This is a genomic window from Acidimicrobiia bacterium (genome assembly GCA_041676705.1).
Classification (GTDB): Bacteria; Actinomycetota; Acidimicrobiia; order Acidimicrobiales; family SKKL01; genus Actinomarinicola.
Genome location: JBAYRL010000001.1, coordinates 90,707 through 110,525, shown reverse-complemented (window position 1 = coordinate 110,525; position 19,819 = coordinate 90,707). Strand labels below are relative to the sequence as shown.

The following is a 19,819-nucleotide window of genomic DNA, read 5'->3' as shown; positions in this document are numbered from 1 at the left end:
GCTCAGTTCAATTAGTAGGGCTCAGATCAATCAGCCCTGGACCGAGGCCAAAAGGTTCACGCCCAAGAGCAGGGCTGCCTCGGACACCCCTTGACCTTCGCTCACCGCTTGGTCGATGGCTCTTATAGCCACCGGTGTGTCTAGATCGTGATCGAGCGCACGGCGGACTTCTGCCAGTGCCCCACCTCCAGAGCCTGCATCAAGCCATCGATCGAGGCGCGCCTGGGCTGTGGGCATGAGGTTATCGTCCCATTCCCACTCTTCACGGTAATGGTTTGCCAACACCCCTAGCCGAATAGCGCGTGGATCGTACTCTTTGCGTAAATCACTAACGAAGACCAAGTTGCCCAGGGACTTCGACATTTTTTCGCCGTCCATACGCACCATTGATTGGTGCATCCAGTGACGGACGAACACCTCACCAGTGGCAGCTTCGGACTGAGCGGCTTCACATTCGTGATGCGGAAAAATTAAGTCAGAACCGCCACCATGAAGATCGACCGTCGCTCCAAACTCACGCATTGCGAGCGCTGAACACTCGATATGCCAACCTGGCCGTCCCGGTCCCCAGAGCGATTCCCAAGCCGGTTCACCTTCTGCCGAGCGCTGCCAAAGCACAAAATCTAGTGGATCGCGTTTATTGGGGTCATCAATGTTGCCACCGCGTTCGGCGGCATATTCCAGCATCACCTCACGTGGTAAATGACTGATTTGACCAAACGATGGCACCGTTGAAACGTCGAAGTAAACGTTGCCGCCAGCTTCATAAGCATGGCCGCTTTCCATCACCGTATTGATAAAACCGCGAATATCGGCAATGGCCGAAGTGGCACGAGGCTCACTCCACGCCGGAAGCATGTCAAGGGCTTCCATGTCATTGTGAAAACGGGTTAGTTCGGCCGCCGCTAGGTCGAGGTAGTGAACACCCAACTCACGTGCTTTGGCTAAAATTGAGTCGTCAACGTCGGTAATGTTTCGCACACACCGAGTTTCGTGACCAAGGTCGCGCAAGCGTCGCTGCAACACGTCATAGGTGAGAAAAACCGCGGCGTGGCCAATGTGAGTGGAATCGTAGGGGGTGATGCCGCAGGTGTACATGGTGACCACCGGGCCCGGCTCGAAAGGAACGATTTCCCTCTTCGCCGTGTCGTATAGACGCATCGGTCCCCCAACATATGCCATGCCGTGCCTTACTTTTCGATCCCTGTGAACTTAACGCCAGCGCGGGTCTTATACCTCACATTCAGTTGTAGCAACACAGCAGTGAAAGCTTCAATTGGTGCTGCTAAGGCCAAGCTCCCCGCATCGAGGGCGCGCATGGTCGGCATAGACTCGATTAGCTCGGAAGTAACCCGGGAGGCGTCGGCGTGGTCTGAGGCCACAAGCACATCGGCATCGACTGGATTGTTAAGGTCGCCAAGCTCTTTGGCAGGGATGTGATGCATCGCGGCCGCGACAAAGCTTTCGGGAATAGCAGCGGCTACATTGCCTGCTACTGAACCCCGTGGGGGTACCAAGGGCTGGAATTCTTTCCCCACTCGCAGCAAAGCGTTGGCCATACATATAACAATTTTGCCCGCTAATTGTGGGGCTAAGGCCCCGGCAGTTACTGAGGCGCCTTCCCAAGGCGTGGCAATGACAACCACTTCGGCCGAGGCTGCATCCTCATTACTGCCCGAGGTGATAACCAGGTTATGTTCCGGCCATTGACCCACAATCTCGTCGCGTACCTCTTGTGCCCGTTCAGCTGAACGTGACCCAATAATGACTTCATGACCCGACGCAGCCAGGCGAGCGGCAAGGCCGCTTCCTGCTGGTCCGGTTGCTCCAAAGACTCCTATTCGCACGGGGATACCTTAGTGGTGCGGTCTGGTATTAATACCAACCGAGACCACTTTCGATACTTTATAAGCATCACGACAGATCAAAGGTTTCAGCACTTCTAGCAGCATGTCGTCGGCAAATTGATGTGTTTAACATCACATGCCGCTGGTAGTTCGCCTATTCTCATTCCGTCATGGGAATTCTTGAAGGCTCTCGAATCTTAATAACCGGCGTGCTTACCGATACTTCTTTGGCCTACGGAGTGGCCGAGCTCGCGCAACGAGAAGGTGCCGAGGTTATTCTCACCGGTTTTGGCCGCGGCATGTCGATTACGCAGCGCACCGCCCGAAAACTACCGACGCCACCAGAAGTGCTGGAATTAGATGTTTCGAACCCCGAACATCTTGAAAAGCTGACCCAAGAGCTACAGAAGCGCTGGGATTCAATTGATGGGGTGCTGCACTCCATTGGTTTCGCTCCTGAATCAGCCTTGGGTGGCAATTTCATGAACACCGACTGGGAAGACGTGGCCGTCGCCATGCAGATCTCAGCATTTTCTTATAAGGCCCTAGCGGCCGCTGCTTACCCTCTGATGAAAGAACGCGGAGGTTCGATCATCGGTCTAACCTTTGATGCCCGAGTAGCTTGGCCGGTCTATGACTGGATGGGCGTGGCGAAAGCAGCCCTTGAGTCAACTTCTCGATACTTGGCTCGCGACCTGGGCAAAGACGGTATCCGGGTGAACATGATTGCCGCAGGACCGCTAAGCACGATGGCGGCAAGATCCATTCCAGGATTCGAAATGTTTGAACGTTGGTCCGAACGGGCACCGCTTGGTTGGGATACCAATAATTCCGAAGCGGTGGCCAAGGCGGCTGTCGCACTGTTTTCCGACTGGTTCCCTGCGACTACCGGCGAAATGATCCACGTCGATGGTGGTTACCATGCAATGGGTGTTTGAAACCCCCACCGTCCCCCTTCGCCATATTCCACTTAGTCTTGCTGTATACCTAGAGTTGCCCATTCTCATTTAATTAGACACACTAACTATCCTGTGAGCGAACATTCCCACGCTGTAGCCGGTCGTGCCGCGGCACGACTAGCACGAGTCATCGAAAATGTGTTGTCTGAGGCCAGCCTGTCGCTTCCTCAGTATCGAATGCTCATTTATCTTTCCGAGGTGGGCTCTTCTAGTGCAGCACCGATGGCGGGGCGACTAGGTGTAAGCCGTCCAAGTATCACAGCGCTGGCTGATGGTCTGGTGGCACGTGAACTTGCCGATCGCACTACTGACGCCACCGATAGGCGGCGCGTTTCACACACCATTACACCGCTTGGGGTAGAGGTGCTTCGTAAAGCCGACGCCGTAATTGCTCGACGATTCGCTGAACTCGCCCAAAACATGCCGTCGGAAGCCGACCAAGAGGCCGCCTATGCTGGCTTGTTGATGTGGATGGAGGCGCTCAACGTGGAACGTGCCGCCAAACTTGCCGACCAGTGAGCCGGGCAGGGTCTAGCTTTGCACTCCAGCTCAGCAACGTAAGCCTACGCTTTGACCAAACCGAGGTCCTACGAAACATCAACTGGCAAGTGGCCACTGATGAACGTTGGGTCATTCTCGGCCGTAATGGGTCTGGAAAGACCAGCTTGGCACGCATCGCGGCGTTAACACTGCATCCATCATCAGGCCGGGTATTTGTTCTGGGTGAAGAGCTAGGTCGGGTTGACGTACGGCAGCACCGCCGTCGAATTGGTGCGGTGAGCGCAGCGGTAGCCACCAGCTTGCGACCCGATATCACCGCCAAAGATGCTGTGATGAGCGCTCTAAACGGGGCTCTCGAGCCTTGGTGGCACCACTACAGCGACGCTGACCATGAAAAAGCATTGGCAGCCCTACGCAGATTTGGCTTAGAAGCCCAGGCCAACCAACCATTTCGTACTCTCTCATCGGGTGAACGCCAACGTATGCTCTTAGCTCGGGGCCTAATATGTGACCCTGGTTTATTGTTGTTGGACGAACCAACCTCCGGCCTTGATTTGGGAGCTCGAGAAGAGCTCCTAAGCGACTTGGCGGACTTAGCCACCGAGCCCGATACACCGCCGCTGGTACTGATCACTCACCACGTTGAAGAAATCCCGTTGGGCTTCACCCACCTCCTCTTGCTTAGGGAAGGCCAGATCACAGCCGCGGGACCGATGGGTGAGACTTTAAACTCTGAAAACCTAAGCCACTGTTTCGACCTAAATATCAAGGTCGAGAACCACGATGGCCGTTACGCCGCTCGTGCATTTTGAATCATTTGTGATACTTGAGCGACCGCTTGATTGAGGGCCGCTGCTAAAGCATCAGGGTTTTGTACAGGTACCTGGTGATCGGCCTCGGGGATGACAATCATCGGTGCCCCCAAGCCTTCGGCCAAAGCTCGTTGACGTTCCGGCGGCACCAGCGAATCATGCTCAGTGATGGCGGCCACAGCAGGAATATTGAGCGTAGACAGCCACGACGTGGCATCGAAACGGCGGAGCTCTTCGCCGGCTTCGCGAGCGGCGGCCGGATCGGTACGAGACAGTTCTGCCGCCAACCAGGTACTGTGCGCAGCCAAGGACTCATTGGTCTGGCCAAGTTCAAAAGCTAAGCGACGCACCAGACGCTCTTCAAGGCCACTGCGCACACCGATCTCGAGCAATGGCAAACTTCTCCAACGCAAATCTTCAAACAGTGACCCATTAAACTTCGCCGCCGACGCCATAGTTACAAGTCCCGCCACGCTTTTCGGGTGGCGTTGTGCCATTAATAAAGCAATGGGCCCACCCATCGAGTACCCGGCAACAATCGCCTCGGGAATCTCCAGGGCCTGTAACAACATGGCGGCGTCTTCTGCACAATCGATTAGGCGAAATGGTTGGCCAGAGCGAATACCACGCCCATGACCTCGGTGATCCAAAGCTATTACGCGACGCTGACCAGCTAAGGCTGGAAAAACTCCAAACCAGTTAACCTCGGCACTAGCGAGCCAGCCGTGCAGCAACAACAACGGCAGTTGGTCACTTGGTCCGGCCATGTCTCGATAGAACACCTCGCCCCGACCTTCCAAGACCAAAGAATTACCCGGCGGCATCTCTGGAGGCAAGGCATGCAGATCACTTAAGGGAGCACCCCGAATCAGCATTCCCAAGCGTTGAGTGTAAAAACGGGCAGAAGACACGAGCGGGGTCATTGTGTTACGAGATCAAGCAGCCTTTGGCGTGAACGCTCGATCTCATCCGCGAGGATCGGTTCTAGCATGGCACCCCACAATTTACCGTTGTAGGTCAGGCTCATTTCCAATTGGCTGCCGCCGTTTGTGCCTTCGCGCTCAACCTCAGCCTTAAGAATCCATTCACCATGGTCACGGCCATCAAGCTCTACTCGTTCAAAGATGGCACTCTCGTTCTCCAGATACTCAGATCGAACCATTCGAAGCCGTTTAGAGCGGGTAAAGGGCCCAACCTTGGCCGAAATATCTACTAACCATGCCGTTTCATGGTCGCCGTCAGAGCCCTGGTCTGGCACAACCTGGCTAACAATCCCCAACCATTGTGGGTATCGCTCAAGTGTGCCTACCCAATAAAAAAGCTGTTTTGGCTCACAAGGGGCAAGAAGACTTACGGTCAGGTCCATTCCTTAAACCATAGTTACAAATTTGCTCTTGCCCCCAGGTTGCCACCGGCTACGAAACTAAGCCGGCCGCAGTGAGCCGCTCGTTAGCCAACTGGCAACGGTACCGCTTCAAAATTGCGAGCTGCGATGTGGTTAGGTCGCCGAGCCGGAGCTGCAAACGGTTCCACCAGCGTGTTATGGACGCTGTTATAAACGAAGAACACATTCCGACGGGCCTGTGGTGTGATATTGCCGTTCGAACCGTGCATGAGATTGCAATCAAAGAAAGTAACCGAGCCAATCGGTCCCACCAGATTACGTACCTCGCTCTCATCGGCTAACCGGGTCAGCATCTCGTCACTGGGAACGCCAATTTCTTGACGGCGCAACGATTCACGATGGTGCTCGGCCGGGGTCTCTCCCCCACACGCCACAAAATGTTTATGCGAACCCGGTATTACCATTAAGGGGCCGTTGGAATGCACGTTTTCGGTTAGGCTCACCGACGCACTAAGGGCCCGCATTGAGGGCATGCCGTCTTCCGCGTGCCAAGTTTCAAAGTCGGAATGCCAAAAGAACTCTTTACCTCGAAACGGTGGTTTCAGGTTGATGCGACTCTGGTGGATGTATACGTCGCTCCCAAGCAGTTGTCGGGCTACGTTCGAAACCCGCTCATCACGTACCAGGTCGCGAAACATGCCCTCACGATGAACGTCAAACACTGAACGCAGTGCCAACGAGTCTTCATCGGGCTCTATAATCACTCGCTCGGAAGCCAAAAGCTCTCGATCGCTGGTTAATTTGGCGATCTCCTCTTGAAAGGCTTCGACCTCACTTTCACTAAAGAGCGCCGGAAGTTGCAGATACCCGTCACATTCATAAGATTCCACCTGCGCCGCGGTTAAAGCACTACCTTCGCCTGAACCCCAGACAACGGGATCATGGCGTTCAAGCATTTTTACCTCTTGGCCGAGGCGGGTGGGATATAGGTCTTGCGTGGTCATCCAATCAGCTCCTCTTGGCTAAGTAGCGGGTAAGCACCGTCTTCGTCGTGAGTTTCCCCGCCGACACAGGGCGGGTTGAACACGCAGATCAACCGCAGGTCTTCATCCACACGAATCACATGGCGGTCATGGTGGTTTAGGGCGTACATAGTGCCGTCACGTATCTCGTGAACTTCGCCCGTGGCCAGATCTTCTATCGTTCCTCGCCCACCCACGCAGTACACCGCTTCTAGGTGGTTCTTGTACCACATTTTGGTCTCGGTACCGGCCGCCATGATGGTTTCATGGAACGAAAAACCCATCCCGTCACCGGCCAATAGGAACCGACGCGACCGCCATGTTTCTGCTACCGTTTCTCGGTCGGTGCCAGCCAGGTCATCAACATTTCTCACTATCACGACGCTCCCCCAACCGCCACAGCCAGTTTCGTTCGGCTCTGCTTGGTTACTCGCTCACAGGCGACATCAAGGCGTTCTAAGGCTTGATTAATGGCAGTCCCACTAACCGTGAGGGGCGGCAAGAACTTCACAACTTCACTGCGTGGACCGGCCGTCTCTAGCAGCAAGCCTTCTTCGAAAGCAGCGGCGCTAATCTGCGTGGCATATTCAGCTTCGGTGGTCCCTAAACCACGGATCATGCCCCGTCCGCGGATATCAACAAAGAGGTCTTCGTGGTTCTTCTTCACCTGCTGAATACCGGCATCGAGCGCCGCTGAAGCCCGCTGTGTCGCTTGGCTGAACTCATCGTCTTGCCAAAATGCCTTCAGAGCAGCCGTAGCGGTTACAAAAGCGGCGTTGTTACCTCGGAAGGTACCGTTGTGCTCGCCGGGCTCCCATTGATCTAACTCGGGCTTCATAAGCACCAGCGACAGCGGTTGACCAGATGCGCTTAATGATTTTGAAAGACAAATGATGTCGGGCTTTAGACCGAGATTCTCAAAGGAAAAGAACGGTCCGGTACGTCCACAACCGACCTGAATATCATCAACGATGACCAGCACCCCATGGGCCTCACAAACCTCAAAGAGGCGTTTTAACCATGGCTCGGAAGCCACGTTGATACCGCCCTCGGCCTGAATCGTTTCCAAAATGACAGCAGCGGGCGTTTCCATACCCGAACCGTCACCAAGCAAGAACCGGTCGAAGTAGTCGATCGAATCAGATTCTTGGCCTAGGAAACCGGCGTAGGGCATGGGCATCGTATAGGCCAGTGGAACGCCAGCCCCGGCACGCTTCATAGAGTTTCCGGTGACGGCCAGCGCTCCGAGGGACATACCGTGGAAAGCGTTGGTAAAGCTGACTACGCTCTCACGTCCGGTTACTTTGCGAGCTAGTTTGAGGGCTGACTCTACCGCATTGGTACCGGTGGGCCCTGGGAATTGCAGCTTGTAGTTCATTCCACGGGGTTTGAGAACCACCTCAACAAAGGTTTCAATGAACTCACGTTTTGCCACCGTGGCCATATCTAAGGAGTGAAGGGGACTTCCCGATCGGAGATATTCCACTAGCGGCTCGATGACAACTGGATTGTTGTGGCCGTAGTTAAGCGCACCAGCACCCGCAAAAAAGTCGAGGTACTCGCGTCCGGCTTCATCGGTGAGGGTCCACCCCTCGGCTTTTTTGAAAACGGTTGGCCAGGAACGTATGTATCCCCTGACCTCAGACTCGTAGGTCTCAAACGTTTTCACGTTAAAATCACGTCCTCACGTTGGTGATATATCTGTTCTAGCTGGCACTTTGCCAACTAGGTGCCAGACCAGTTGGTCTGGACTTAGGGTGCCGCCACAAGGGATCGCCAACCGAAATGGTTTGTTAAACCATGGGATTACGTATCGCCAATGGGCACCCAGAGCGCGTCAGGTCGATCGTTCGAGAACGACTAGACGTGGTCATTGCTAGCTATCGATCGCTATTGGTCCTATTCGATAGCGGAGCTCGGCTTCATGCGTTCCAGCCGGGAATAGGGCTTCCCCGTAGATCAACGAGGTTTCCAATTCCGCTGCATGTTGTTGTGCGAAGCGTCGAAACAAGCGATCAGAGGCGGTGTTCGACGGCGTTACGGTGGCTTCCAAAAAGCTCACGTCAGCCGTGTCAGCCCAAAGTGAATCGAGCATTTCGGAGGCGATACCAAGACCGCGGGCCTCTTCAGCCACACCAATCTGCCAGATAAAAAGGCTATTAGGGCGCTTGGGCAGCAGGTGAGCCAGCACGAAGCCAACCACCGCGCCATCGTCGTTAATCGCCACGCGACAGGTAGAAGAAAACTGATCACCGTAGTGCACATATGCATAGGGTGAGTTGGTATCTAGGGTCGAGCGGTCGGCCAGGTGCCACATGGCTACACCGTCGCTCGCCTGAGATGGTCGCACCCGAATTTTGGGTGCTCGACCACGGGAATTCATGGTCGAAATTTCTGCTGAAAGCATCGTTTCGACCATAACAAGCTGGCTAAGTCACTTCAAGGCACCCCGTTAAAGCCACACTTCAACCAGTGAAGGACCTGAAGTGTTCAACGACTCGCGTAGAGCATCGACCAGCTCGTCAGAGCTGCGCGCACGACGCCCAAGTACACCCATGCCAGTAGCCAAAGCCACCCAATCAATATGGGGACGTTCCAAGTCGGTCAGTCCATACGAGCTTGGGCCAGGTTCGTTGATTCCGGCTCGCATCAATTCGATCTGGAGGATTCGATAATTCTTGTTGGCCAATAGAACTATCGAAATGTCGAGCGATTCACGGGCCATAGTCCAAAGCGACTGCAGTGTGTACATGGCGCTACCGTCAGCCTGCAACGCAATAACCCGTCGGTCCGGGCAGGCTATTGCAGCACCAACCGCAGCTGGCAAGCCTTGCCCGATTGCGCCACCGGTAAGGTGCAGCACATCGTGTGGTGGTGCGCTTGTAGCCATGGCGGAATAAGCGGCGCCAGAACTGATCGACTCATCAACCACAATGGCACCCTCGGGTTGCAACAAAGCTAGGGCGGCACCTAATTCTGCTGGTCCGAGGCTAGAGCCGCTGGGCATTTGAGGTGCCGCGCGTTCTGGCACGGCCACTGGAGGTGCATCAAGCGCCGCCGCTAGACCAACCAGGGCCGATTCGGCATCTTCAGAGGGCGTAGCTAACGACACCAACAAGGCATCGGTGGGACGTGGATGGCTGGGCTGGCCGGGATTTCCAAAGAAATGTACTGGTTCGGTGGTTCCAACCAAGATCATCAGTTTCACATCGGCCAAGAACGGAACTGCTTGTTCGGGGAAATATGGAATGGAAGGAAAATCGGGCACGTGAGCCCCGCGTTCCACTCGTGACGCCATACCAGCCACCACCACCCGAGCGTTGGTGGCAGCTTGAATCTGGGCCGCTGCTTTAAGGCCAGCCTCGCGGCGCGCGTTCGAACCCAATACGAGTACCGCTGCGTCGCCCAGTCGCCTTAGCTCATCAACCATCGATTCAATTTGGTTGGGTGGAACTTCCCCGAAGCCAACCGGTGAAGGCGTAGGAATCGGCGCACTTTCGTCTACTTCATCCCAGGTGGTGTCTTGAGGAACAATCAGTGTGGCCACCCCACCAGGTGCCGACATGGCGGCACTCAGGGCGTCGATCCCATCGCTAGCAAGATTGTCGGCTGAACTTACGGTGTGAACCCAGGCCGACATGGGTCGTGCCAAAGAAGGAATATCGGAAGTGAGAGGCGCATCCGCAGCTAGGTGCCACGTCGTGTGGTCACCAACCACATTGACCATTGGGGTGTTGGCGCGACGGGCGTTGTGGAGGTTAGCCAAACCGTTTGCAAGGCCAGGACCGAGGTGCAAAATCGTCATAGCAGGCACATCAGACATTCGGCCATAACCATCGGCGGCACCGGTGACCACACCTTCAAAAAGACCGAGAACCGGTCGAATCCGTGGCTCGGTGTCCAGCGCCGCGACCAGGTGCATTTCGGTTGTGCCGGGGTTGGCGAAACACGCTGTCACCCCGTTATCGGCTAGGCCTCGCAGCAGCTTCTCGGCACCGTTCACAAGCATTCCTCCTAGTCGAGCGTTTCTCTATTGTGACTTATTCCGAGGCCCGAGGGTGGAATTGAGCTGCTTATGTGGCGGTGATCACCACGCTTCTGTCTTTTAGTTTCAGAGATATTCGGCTGCCAAGCTCACTAAACGACGGTGTCGTTTCAAGGACTAAGAGCCCAATTGGCTCATCAGATGCCCCCGCATCGGTGTCGAGAGCCACCTCGACTAGGGCGTGTGTTCCCATAAAGTTACGACGAATAACGGTGCCCTCAAACCAGCCTTGGCCACCTGTTGTTGGTACCGAGATCTCGAAGGCGTCGGGTCTGGCTAGCAGTTTGGAAGAATTGGTGTTTGGAGCTGGCCGAGCCAGCAGATGCTGGTACGACGTTCTACCCCAAGGCGCTACCATCGCTGCGCTACTTATGAGCTCCACCGGCACGGTGTTTAATGGTCCCACTATTCGACCAATAGCTTCGGAGTTTGGCATTCTCCAAAGCTCTAGTGGACTACCGGCTTGTAGGATTTCGCCCTCGGAAAGCACCACCAGGCGGTCACCGCTTCGCAAGGCTTCAACATGATCGTGAGTGACGTGAATACAACCGGTGTTGGTTTGGACAAGAACGTCAACCAAATCTTCCCAAAGTCGTTCTCGAAGTGCCCGATCTAAAGAGCTAAACGGCTCGTCTAGTAATAGCAGGGCGGGTTTCGGTGCGATCGCTCGAGCCAGTGCCACTCTTTGGCGCTCTCCACCTGAAAGCGATGCCACCGGTCGCTGATCAAATCCACCCAATCCCACCAGTTCCAGTACCTCACGGCGTCGCCCCAACCGCTCCGGCTTTCGCATTTTCGCCATTCGCAGACCGAACTCGATGTTTTCGGCCACATTGCGATGAGGAAACAACGCATGCTCTTGAAACATGTAGCCCACACCTCTTCGAAAAGATGGCTGGTTAGAAATATCGTGTCCGTTGGACCAAATTCGGCCCTGGGCCAAGGGAACTAAACCTGCAATGGCGCGCAGCATCGTCGTTTTGCCGCTACCGCTGGGGCCCAACACCGCCACGATCTCACCGTCGTTCACTTCGATCGATACCTGATGGATAATCGATTTGCCAGCGAGCTCAACACTCAACTCCTCGACGCGAAGGCTCATGCGGATACCTGGGGCAGACGAATTTTTGAGACAACCAGCATCGAGCTGAACGTTAGGGCCATGAGGATGGAGCTGAGCGCCATGGCCTGGCCATAGTTTGAGGCACCAGGCAGACCTAAGAGGCGCATTATGGCTACCGGCACCGTGACAGTGTCAGCCCGGGCGATAAAAACGGTAGCCCCAAACTCGCCAAGCGACATGGCAAACGCGAACCCGGCGGCCAAGCCCACGGCGCGACCAATTAGGGGTAGGTCGACCTCCCACAAAGTTCTTAGAGGCGAAGCACCCAGAACCGCGGCTGCCTCATGGATACGACTCTCGATAGAAGCCAAGACCGGGACCAACACCCTCACCACAAATGGCGTTGAAACTAGCGCTTGGGCCATAGGAATCAGCCACCACGAATTTCTTAGATTGAGCGGCGGTTCATCAAGTCCCACAATGAAACCAAAACCAACGGTTACCGCTGAGACACCCAGTGGCAGGAGGAGCAAAACCTCGAACCAGCGCCGCCAAATTTCCGGGCCACGCACAATCACAAACGAGGCCGATAAACCAACCACCACAGCCACTACGGTGGCCACGGCCGCGAACTGGAGCGAATTCCAAACGGCTTCGATGGCCGAACGCCCAAGCACAGTTGAGCTTGGGCCGAACAGTCGTCGATACCACTCCAGAGTGAAAACAGTGCTCCCACTCCGAAGCGAACGTAACACCATGGCTAACAATGGGGCACCGAAAAACCCCAGTGACACCAGAATCATTCCGAGCACAACGCTGCGTTCACCAATGGTGGACGCCACACGTTGGCGAGCCCCAGCACGACCTCCAACCAGTGGCTGTTCGACGGCCGCACCACGTTGTTGTTTGAGACTGATCGTAGCTAAGACTGCCACCATTACCAGTTGGGAAATTGAGAGGGCCGCGGCTACCGGTAGGTTCAACAACAGTGCGGTTTGGCGATGAATCTCGACCTCCAGCGTAGAGTTTCCCGGCCCGCCAAGAAACAGCACCACCCCAAATGAGGTGAAGGTAAAGAGGAACACAACTAAGGCCGCCGAAATCAAAGCCGGGCGAACTAACGGCAGCGTGACCTTGGTGAAAATATTCCATTTGTTCGCACCCAGTACGGCCGCGGCATCTTCAATGGCTGGATCGAGCTGGTCGAGTAAACCACCCACAATCCGAACTACCACCGAGACGTTGTAGAAAACATGCGCCATTAGGACTGCCGCCAAGGTGCCCCGTAGGTCAGGCGGACTCGCACCCCACCATCCCCCGAGCAGGCCACCGGCCCAACCGTCGGGCCGCAACAAGACCAAAAAAGCTACCGCCACTACCACCGTTGGCAAAACAAAGGGCACGGTAACGAGACCGTTAATGAACCCGTGTAGAGGAAATTTATAACGTGCGAGCAAATAAGCAATAGGAAACCCTATTGCTATTGTTAGGGCCGTAGAGGCGATCGCCTGGGCGAAGGTAAACCAAATTACTTGCCGTAAATAACTATCGCCCCAAACGGATTGCAATATGTTTAGATTCCACTGGTTATCGTGATGCAAACCAAGCGCTATAATATTAGCCACTGGCAATATAAAGAATATTGCCAGAAAGCTAATCGGAATAATCGATAGAAGTATCGAGCTTTTAAGGCTTAGCGCAACATTATGTTTGTCCACTCTTCAACCCAATTGTCGGCTTCCGCCTCAAGTAGTTCCGGTGCCAGGTGATACGGATTAGCTGGATTAACGGCGAATCGTTCGAACTCAATCGGCAAGGGAGTGTCTTCAATCACTGGGTAAACGAACATGCTAAGGGGCAGTGATTCTTGAAATGCTTTTCCTAATAGAAAGTCAATAAATTCTTCGGCACCCGACGGGTTGGCGGCATTGGCCAAGACCCCGGCAAAGGTGGTTTCACGTGCGCAAGTTGATTCAATGACACCAGTTGGCGTGTCATCTGGCAACGGATCAAGACCTAGAACATCGGCGGGTGGGCTCGACCCGTATGAGGTTACAAGAGGACGATCGCCGTCTTCAGCACCACCGGAGAAGCGGCCGTAGTAGGCATCACTCCACCCGCTTGTGACCACAACGTTGTTGTCCTTTAACTCTCGCCAGTAGTCGGCCCAGCCATCTTCGCCGAATTCGGCGACGGTGGCGGTGAGAAACGCTAGTCCAGGTGCTGAGGAGGCAGGATTAGGAGTAACAAACAGGTCGGCGTATTCAGGTTTGACAAGGTCGGCCAGCCCCGATGGTACCGCTACGTCGTTGTCGGCGAACCAAGATTTGTCGTAGTTCACACATACAACACCATGGCTAATAGGTGTTACGTGAAATTCGTCGTCCACCACTAGTCCAGCTTGAATTTGCTCACTAGCAGCGGGTTCATAGACCTCAAACAAGCCATTGCGCAAAGCACGAGAAAGCGACGTGTCTTCCACCCCAAAAAATACATCGCCCTGGGGGTTTTTGACGGTCAGGATGGCCTGGTTCAACACCTCGACGGCACTTCCGCCGCGCTGTACAACCAGTTCATTGCCGGTCTCTTCCTTAAACAACGCGATTAATTCATCGCTAATTTCAAATGAGTTGTGGGTCACCAAGACGACCTTGTTGCCAGCACTTGCATTCTCTGGGGATGATCCGTTCGAATCTGGCTCGTCACTGTTGTTTGAACAAGCCGCGGCCAACACGGCTAAAGCCAAAAAGGCGGTGAACAAGGTGATTAATCGTCGCGATCGAAACTCGCGGAATAGCGCTAATGACAATTTAGACTCCTCAATTGGTTTGAGGAGCACAAAACCGAGGCTGAGAATCCTTCCTGCGCCAGCATTACCTGGATCAGGTTCAAACGGTCGGAAAATTGCTTTTCCCTCTCAGCCCGTTTCCGGGCTCCCGTGGTGAAATCAACTATAGCTAACTTTTGCTTTCCCCCAAATCGCGCGAGGGTTTCACTCGCCTAAGCTGAATCTGCTAGCTGAAGGCACCCGAACCGGTGATGGCCTGTCCAAGCACCAGGGTATGAATTTCATGAGTGCCCTCATAGGTGTACACAGATTCCAGGTTGTTCATGTGTCTAATCACCGGATATTCGAGTGTGATTCCGTTGGCACCCAGTACACTTCGGGCGCTGCGGGCAATCTCTAGGGCCGCACGCACGTTATGCATTTTTCCAAAGCTCACCTGCGCCGATGAAATGTCGCCTTGGTCCTTCAAACGACCCAGGTGCAGGGCCAATAGTTGCGACTGGTTCACCCCTACCATCATTTCAACCAGTTTTTGTTGAGTGAGTTGGAAACGTGCGATGGGACCACCAAATTGTTCACGCTCTTTGGCATAAGTAAGAGCAGCTTCATAACAAGCGCGGCCTGCGCCCACTGCACCAAAGAGAATCCCAAAGCGCGCTTCATTCAAACAAGACAGGGGCCCCTTCATGCCAACCACATCGGGCAGCACCGCGTCCGCCGGCAATCGCAGATCGGAAAATACCAGTTCCGAGGTGACAGAAGCTCGTAGCGAAGCTTTGGCCATTATGGCATTCGATGAAAACCCTGGGGTATCAGTTGGCACCACAAACCCGCGGATACCACGTTCGGTTTGGGCCCAAACTACAGCCACATCGGCAATGCTGCCGTTGGTGATCCACATTTTGGTCCCGTTCAGAATCCAGTCGCCGCTCGGCTCTTGAACTGCTCGGGTGCGCATCGACGACGGATCGCTACCCGCATCGGGTTCAGTAAGTCCAAAACAACCAATGGCATCACCGGCAGCCATAGCCGGCAGCCAACGTTCCTTTTGCTCTTCACTGCCATAAGCCCAGATTGGGAACATTGCGAGCGAACCTTGAACCGATACAAAGCTGCGAAGTCCGCTGTCACCAGCCTCAAGTTCCAAACAGGCCAAGCCGTAGTCGACAGCGCTCATGCCAGCGCATCCATACCCATCCAGATGCATTCCCAAAAGGCCGAGTTCTCCCATCACTGGTGCCAGGTCACGAGCAGGAAATGTTCCTTCGTCGTACCATTGGCCAACTTCAGCCAGAATTCGATCTTTTACAAAGCGACGCACAGTAGCCACAATTTGTTGCTCTTCCGTTGATAACAACGATGACAAATTGAGAAAATCTTCCGGCTTGTCGCCGCCAACTCGGGTGGGTGTGTGGGCCTTTGACATACAGCAACGCTACAGTCTTGTGTTTCGGGAGGAGAAGTCTTGGAAATGTCACCCACTGACCAAAGTGTGTCTAATGCCACCGCGCTCAATGGTTCATCACCGCTCAGAGAGACTCATGCAATAGACCGTGACCGCATAATCGCGGCGGTCGGTGAAATCTTGGCTGCCATTGGTGAAGACCCCAATCGTGATGGGTTAATTCGCACCCCAGAACGAGTGGCCGACATGTATGTGGAAATAATGAGTGGTCTCCATTCGAATCCCGCCACCCACCTTGACGTGCAATTTGATGCCGATCATGACGAAATGATCATGATCCGAGATATTTCTTTCGCTTCGGTATGCGAACACCATTTAGTGCCATTCATGGGGCGCGCTCACGTGGCCTACATTCCAGGCAAAGACGGCCGAATTACCGGCCTTTCCAAGCTGGCGAGGCTAGTTGACGGGTTTGCTCGCCGCCCCCAAGTTCAAGAGCGTATGACCAGCCAGATAGCAGATTCACTGGTGGAGCACTTAAAGCCTCGTGGAGCGTTGGTGGTTGTGGAAGCCGAACATCTCTGTATGTCGATGCGAGGTGTGAAGAAACCAGGTGCGCTCACGGTCACCTCGGCGGTGCGAGGGGTGTTCAAAACCGACCAAGCTACCCGCAGCGAAGCCATGAATTTAATCGGGTTTTCGCGGGATCGCTAAACAAAGATCTCAGATGCTGAGATTACGTTCTCCCATTAAGTAACGCTCGGCCATGATCAGCACGGTGCGCCAATAGCCCCACTCGGACGCATCGCTCTTAACGGTGGGGCCTTCCGGCACAAAATTGTTGCGTGTAATCCGGTGCGTTGAGAGTCGTCCCTGATGGTTGAAATAGGTGGCATTGAAATCTGTCGCCTCACCACTAAGTAGGGCCAAAGCGGCTGAGATCGGGATCTCTACCACCGCCGCAACCTCGATAGACCGTGGCCTATAAGCGGCCAGCGGACGTTCGTCACGATACAAAAATACGTTAACAAATTCCCGATTGACGCCTTCTGGTGTTTCATCCACGACTCGGCGAACACCAAGTGGAACGAGCCCGATTGGATTGAGTTCGACCCCAATTTCTTCGGCCACCTCTCGCACTCCCTCGACGGCGGTTTCGCCTGTTAGAAGGTGGCCGGTGGCACTCAAATCTAGCAACCCGGGAAATGTAAGTTTGGTGTGAGCACGCTCCTGAAGAATTACCACTGGGGTGGTGTTCCGCATGGCGACTATTAGTACATGGAAAACTTGATGCCAACGGCCTTCTAGGTGGGCTTGGTCTCGAGGCAGCACTCCTTGTGGCTGGCCAAGTTCATCGAACACATCAATCAATTCGTCGTTAGGCATCAACGGCCCTTCCAGCCAAGGCGTAGCTAAAGGTTAGGTATGCAATAACGCCGCGAGCTTTCTCGGCCACCTACTTAAACCGTTCGATCACAGCATTAGCATCAGGTTCTACCAGGCCCAATACGGCTGCTCCCCCACTGGTACGATACGGGTAGGTGGGTAGCGGCACCGATTCGGGATTCAACCCTCGCATTTGACGTGCGAAGCGCAAAGCATCCATGAAGCTCATGTGATCATCGATTCGTAGTCCCTTTGCCAACGCGTTTGATACCTTGACCAGCTGCAATGGATTTCTAGTGCTACTAACTTCGCCCATAACAGCCCGTAAGAAGTTTTGCTGGCGCAATACTCGGCCCAGGTCACCAGTGGGGTCTCGGACCCATTGGCCTTCTACTTGTTCCTCATAGAAGCGTGATCGCACGTAGGCCAAAGCCTGTACGCCATCGAGGCGCACAACTCCTGCTTCAGGCAGATCCAGACCCGAATGTGTATCTCGGGCGGGATGCGGTATTTCAATGTTAACTCCACCCACAGCGTCAACCAGACCGGCAAAGGTTACAAAGTCAACCTCGACGTAGTGGTGAATAGGAATACCCACGCTTTGTTGGATAGTAGTAATTAAGGCTGCTGGACCATCGCGGAAGGCCGCATTAATACGCCCTTGACTGCCATCGTGGCGCGTAACCCACAAGTCTCGTGGAACAGAAGTCATAATTGACCCACCGGGTGCACCTAGGCGCAGAACCAACATGGTGTCAGAACGTTGGCCTTCATCGCCCTCAGCCCCAGGAATTATCACCGCCCCGGCATTAGGGGAATTGGGGTCGAAGCCCTCACGACTGTCAGAACCCACCAACAAATAGTTGGTTCCCGCACCGCTTCCGGTAGCCAAAGAGTTTCCCACTGGAACCTTTTTGATACGTGAAAATTGCCAGGCGCCAAAAAGCACACTCACCAGAAGCAGGGCAACAAGTCCTAACAGCAAGATAACAATGATGCGGCCCTTTCTTCGACGCGACTTGATACGTTTCGGTTTGGGTGAACGCCCAGGAAATGAGCCCGGCGGAGCCCCTGGGGGCACAACAGGTGGTGCTGGTGGAGTTGCTGTAGCCACCGACGGTGCACCCGCGGCATCGGCGGGTACATAGTATTGGCGCTTTGGTGCCGGTTCTGCGGCCACCTCAGGTTTGGCCCAGATTCGTGTTGCGTCGTCATGATTCCCGTTGGTGGTATCTCGGCTGTTGCCCCAGCCGCTTGGCAGAGGGTCACTTCCACGGTCACGTTCACCAAAACGGTCATCAGAGGACGGCTTGTTCACACCTCGCATCCTAAAGGCTCCACTTTGCCTTGTTGGTTCATGAGGCCGACGAAAGTTTCCATCACGAAGCCCGCCCGCTGCGTCCGTTACCTCGACATTGGGCTCGGCGTTCTAGGATTCATGCATGGTCTCAGAGATTTTCGACGAAACAGCGTGGGATGAAGTGCCCGGTTTCACGCTCACCGACATCACCTATCATCGGGCCAAGGCTCACGGCACTGTTCGGGTGGCTTTCAATCGGCCCGAAGTACGGAATGCTTTTCGACCCAACACGGTAGACGAGCTATATCGGGTCTTAGACCATGCGCGGCAATCTTCAGATGTGGGTTGTGTGCTCTTGACCGGCAATGGGCCGTCCCCACGCGATGGTGGGTGGGCGTTTTGCTCCGGGGGTGATCAACGGATTCGCGGCAAGGATGGGTATCGCTACGCCGAAGGTGAAACCTCTGATTCGATCGATCCGGCTCGAACTGGGCGTTTGCACATTTTGGAAGTCCAGCGATTGATCCGCATGATGCCGAAGGTAGTTATTGCGGTGGTGCCGGGGTGGGCGGCTGGTGGGGGCCACAGTTTGCACGTGGTAGCCGATCTCACCATTGCCTCGGCAGAACATGCGCGTTTTAAACAAACCGATGCCGATGTGGCCAGCTTCGACGGTGGTTTTGGTTCTGCTTATTTAGCCCGCCAGGTGGGCCAGAAGTTTGCCCGGGAGATCTTCTTCTTGGGGGATGAATATTCCGCTGCCGACGCTCATCGGATGGGCATGGTTAACGCCGTGGTATCTCACGCCGAGTTGGAAGCTACCGCACTTGAGTGGGCCGCCAAAGTGAACGGGAAGAGTCCAACCGCCCAACGCATGCTGAAGTTTGCGTTCAACCTGATTGACGATGGTTTGGTGGGCCAACAAGTTTTTGCCGGTGAAGCTACACGGTTGGCATACATGACCGATGAAGCCGCTGAAGGCCGCGATTCGTTCTTAGAAAAGCGCGATCCCGATTGGTCAGCATTCCCCTGGCATTACTGAGCCCTACAAGTTAGAAGCCCGCTTAGGCAACTCAATCAAACCCATCTTCGAGCGACTGTTCCCAGTCCGCCAGCTCGTCTTCGACAGCAGTATTTTGTAAATCTTGGCGGGTTGCCGAACGTTCGGATGCGAACACCGCTCGTCGCCGCTCCTCCTCAGCAAATTCGGCTACGAGGGCTGCTACCGAGATACCCCGTTCCGAGGCTAGTTGGGCGAGGACGTCTCGGGTTGCCTTGGTGACTCTAATGGTAGTCGTGTCGCTTACACCCATAGACATATTGTAGCGCTACTTTCCACACTTATT

At 54.7% G+C, this 19,819-nt stretch carries 21 protein-coding genes and 1 riboswitch; of the genes, 5 read left to right on the top strand and 16 right to left on the bottom strand.

The window, feature by feature from the left end; genetic code table 11:
• Positions 1-30 precede the first annotated feature (30 nt).
• Positions 31-1,182, bottom strand: coding sequence for a cysteine--tRNA ligase (cysS, locus tag WC184_00570; GenBank protein ID MFA7476371.1), 1,152 nt, complete (start codon positions 1,180-1,182; stop codon positions 31-33).
• Positions 1,183-1,190: 8 nt separating this feature from the next.
• The gene (npdG, locus tag WC184_00565) at positions 1,191-1,847 is read right to left on the bottom strand and encodes an NADPH-dependent F420 reductase (GenBank protein ID MFA7476370.1); all 657 of its coding nucleotides are present in this window, start codon (positions 1,845-1,847) and stop codon (positions 1,191-1,193) included.
• A gap of 170 nt (positions 1,848-2,017) precedes the next feature.
• Between npdG and fabI the strand changes: the two genes are divergently transcribed.
• From fabI to WC184_00550, 3 genes are all read left to right on the top strand, one after another.
• Positions 2,018-2,785: an enoyl-ACP reductase FabI gene (fabI, locus tag WC184_00560; protein MFA7476369.1), complete on the top strand. Its 768-nt coding sequence runs from the start codon at positions 2,018-2,020 to the stop codon at positions 2,783-2,785.
• A 93-nt stretch (positions 2,786-2,878) separates the two neighbouring features.
• Positions 2,879-3,325 carry a MarR family transcriptional regulator gene (locus WC184_00555; protein MFA7476368.1) on the top strand — a complete coding sequence of 149 codons (447 nt, stop codon included), beginning with the start codon at positions 2,879-2,881 and terminating at the stop codon, positions 3,323-3,325.
• Positions 3,322-4,119, top strand: coding sequence for an ATP-binding cassette domain-containing protein (locus WC184_00550; GenBank protein MFA7476367.1), 798 nt, complete (start codon positions 3,322-3,324; stop codon positions 4,117-4,119). The genes WC184_00555 and WC184_00550 overlap by 4 nt, the downstream gene beginning before the upstream one ends.
• Here WC184_00550 and WC184_00545 read toward each other — a convergent pair.
• The 11 genes from WC184_00545 to WC184_00495 form a co-directional block, all read right to left on the bottom strand.
• Entirely contained in the window at positions 4,098-5,030 is a 933-nt protein-coding gene (locus tag WC184_00545) for an alpha/beta hydrolase (protein MFA7476366.1), read from the bottom strand. The genes WC184_00550 and WC184_00545 overlap by 22 nt on opposite strands.
• Before the next feature lie 8 nt (positions 5,031-5,038).
• Positions 5,039-5,485 carry a hypothetical protein gene (locus WC184_00540; GenBank protein ID MFA7476365.1) on the bottom strand — a complete coding sequence of 149 codons (447 nt, stop codon included), beginning with the start codon at positions 5,483-5,485 and terminating at the stop codon, positions 5,039-5,041.
• Positions 5,486-5,568: 83 nt separating this feature from the next.
• A complete protein-coding gene (gene thpD, locus WC184_00535) occupies positions 5,569-6,468 on the bottom strand; it encodes an ectoine hydroxylase (GenBank protein ID MFA7476364.1) in 900 nt (299 codons plus the stop codon).
• Positions 6,465-6,866 carry an ectoine synthase gene (locus WC184_00530; GenBank protein MFA7476363.1) on the bottom strand — a complete coding sequence of 134 codons (402 nt, stop codon included), beginning with the start codon at positions 6,864-6,866 and terminating at the stop codon, positions 6,465-6,467. The genes thpD and WC184_00530 overlap by 4 nt, the downstream gene beginning before the upstream one ends.
• Complete coding sequence (ectB, locus tag WC184_00525; protein ID MFA7476362.1) at positions 6,863-8,155, bottom strand: diaminobutyrate--2-oxoglutarate transaminase; 1,293 nt, start codon at positions 8,153-8,155, stop codon at positions 6,863-6,865. The genes WC184_00530 and ectB overlap by 4 nt, the downstream gene beginning before the upstream one ends.
• A 207-nt stretch (positions 8,156-8,362) precedes the next feature.
• Positions 8,363-8,893: a diaminobutyrate acetyltransferase gene (ectA, locus tag WC184_00520; protein MFA7476361.1), complete on the bottom strand. Its 531-nt coding sequence runs from the start codon at positions 8,891-8,893 to the stop codon at positions 8,363-8,365.
• Positions 8,894-8,938: 45 nt separating this feature from the next.
• Positions 8,939-10,495 (bottom strand): acetolactate synthase large subunit, encoded by a 1,557-nt coding sequence (locus WC184_00515; GenBank protein MFA7476360.1) that lies wholly within the window; start codon positions 10,493-10,495, stop codon positions 8,939-8,941.
• Between the two features lie 64 nt (positions 10,496-10,559).
• The gene (locus WC184_00510; GenBank protein MFA7476359.1) at positions 10,560-11,633 is read right to left on the bottom strand and encodes an ABC transporter ATP-binding protein; all 1,074 of its coding nucleotides are present in this window, start codon (positions 11,631-11,633) and stop codon (positions 10,560-10,562) included.
• Entirely contained in the window at positions 11,630-13,219 is a 1,590-nt protein-coding gene (locus WC184_00505) for an iron ABC transporter permease (GenBank protein MFA7476358.1), read from the bottom strand. The genes WC184_00510 and WC184_00505 overlap by 4 nt, the downstream gene beginning before the upstream one ends.
• Before the next feature lie 68 nt (positions 13,220-13,287).
• Positions 13,288-14,403, bottom strand: a complete 1,116-nt coding sequence (locus WC184_00500) for a thiamine ABC transporter substrate-binding protein (GenBank protein MFA7476357.1) — start codon at positions 14,401-14,403, stop codon at positions 13,288-13,290.
• A 33-nt stretch (positions 14,404-14,436) separates the two neighbouring features.
• A riboswitch (TPP riboswitch) is annotated at positions 14,437-14,544 on the bottom strand.
• Between the two features lie 64 nt (positions 14,545-14,608).
• Positions 14,609-15,808, bottom strand: a complete 1,200-nt coding sequence (locus WC184_00495) for an acyl-CoA dehydrogenase family protein (protein ID MFA7476356.1) — start codon at positions 15,806-15,808, stop codon at positions 14,609-14,611.
• 45 nt (positions 15,809-15,853) lie between these two features.
• On the opposite strand from WC184_00495, the gene folE reads away from it, so the two are divergent.
• Positions 15,854-16,501: a GTP cyclohydrolase I FolE gene (gene folE / locus WC184_00490; GenBank protein MFA7476355.1), complete on the top strand. Its 648-nt coding sequence runs from the start codon at positions 15,854-15,856 to the stop codon at positions 16,499-16,501.
• Between the two features lie 9 nt (positions 16,502-16,510).
• Here folE and WC184_00485 read toward each other — a convergent pair whose 3' ends face one another.
• Together WC184_00485 and WC184_00480 are read right to left on the bottom strand one after the other, a co-directional pair.
• A complete protein-coding gene (locus WC184_00485) occupies positions 16,511-17,173 on the bottom strand; it encodes an NUDIX domain-containing protein (GenBank protein ID MFA7476354.1) in 663 nt (220 codons plus the stop codon).
• A 70-nt stretch (positions 17,174-17,243) separates the two neighbouring features.
• On the bottom strand, positions 17,244-18,491 hold the full coding sequence (locus WC184_00480) for an LCP family protein (protein MFA7476353.1): 1,248 nt from the start codon (positions 18,489-18,491) through the stop codon (positions 17,244-17,246).
• 124 nt (positions 18,492-18,615) lie between these two features.
• Here WC184_00480 and WC184_00475 point away from each other — a divergent pair, with 124 nt between their 5' ends.
• Positions 18,616-19,515, top strand: a complete 900-nt coding sequence (locus WC184_00475; protein ID MFA7476352.1) for a 1,4-dihydroxy-2-naphthoyl-CoA synthase — start codon at positions 18,616-18,618, stop codon at positions 19,513-19,515.
• 31 nt (positions 19,516-19,546) lie between these two features.
• Here WC184_00475 and WC184_00470 read toward each other — a convergent pair whose 3' ends face one another.
• Positions 19,547-19,786, bottom strand: coding sequence for an antitoxin (locus WC184_00470; GenBank protein MFA7476351.1), 240 nt, complete (start codon positions 19,784-19,786; stop codon positions 19,547-19,549).
• Between the last annotated feature and the right edge of the window lie 33 nt (positions 19,787-19,819).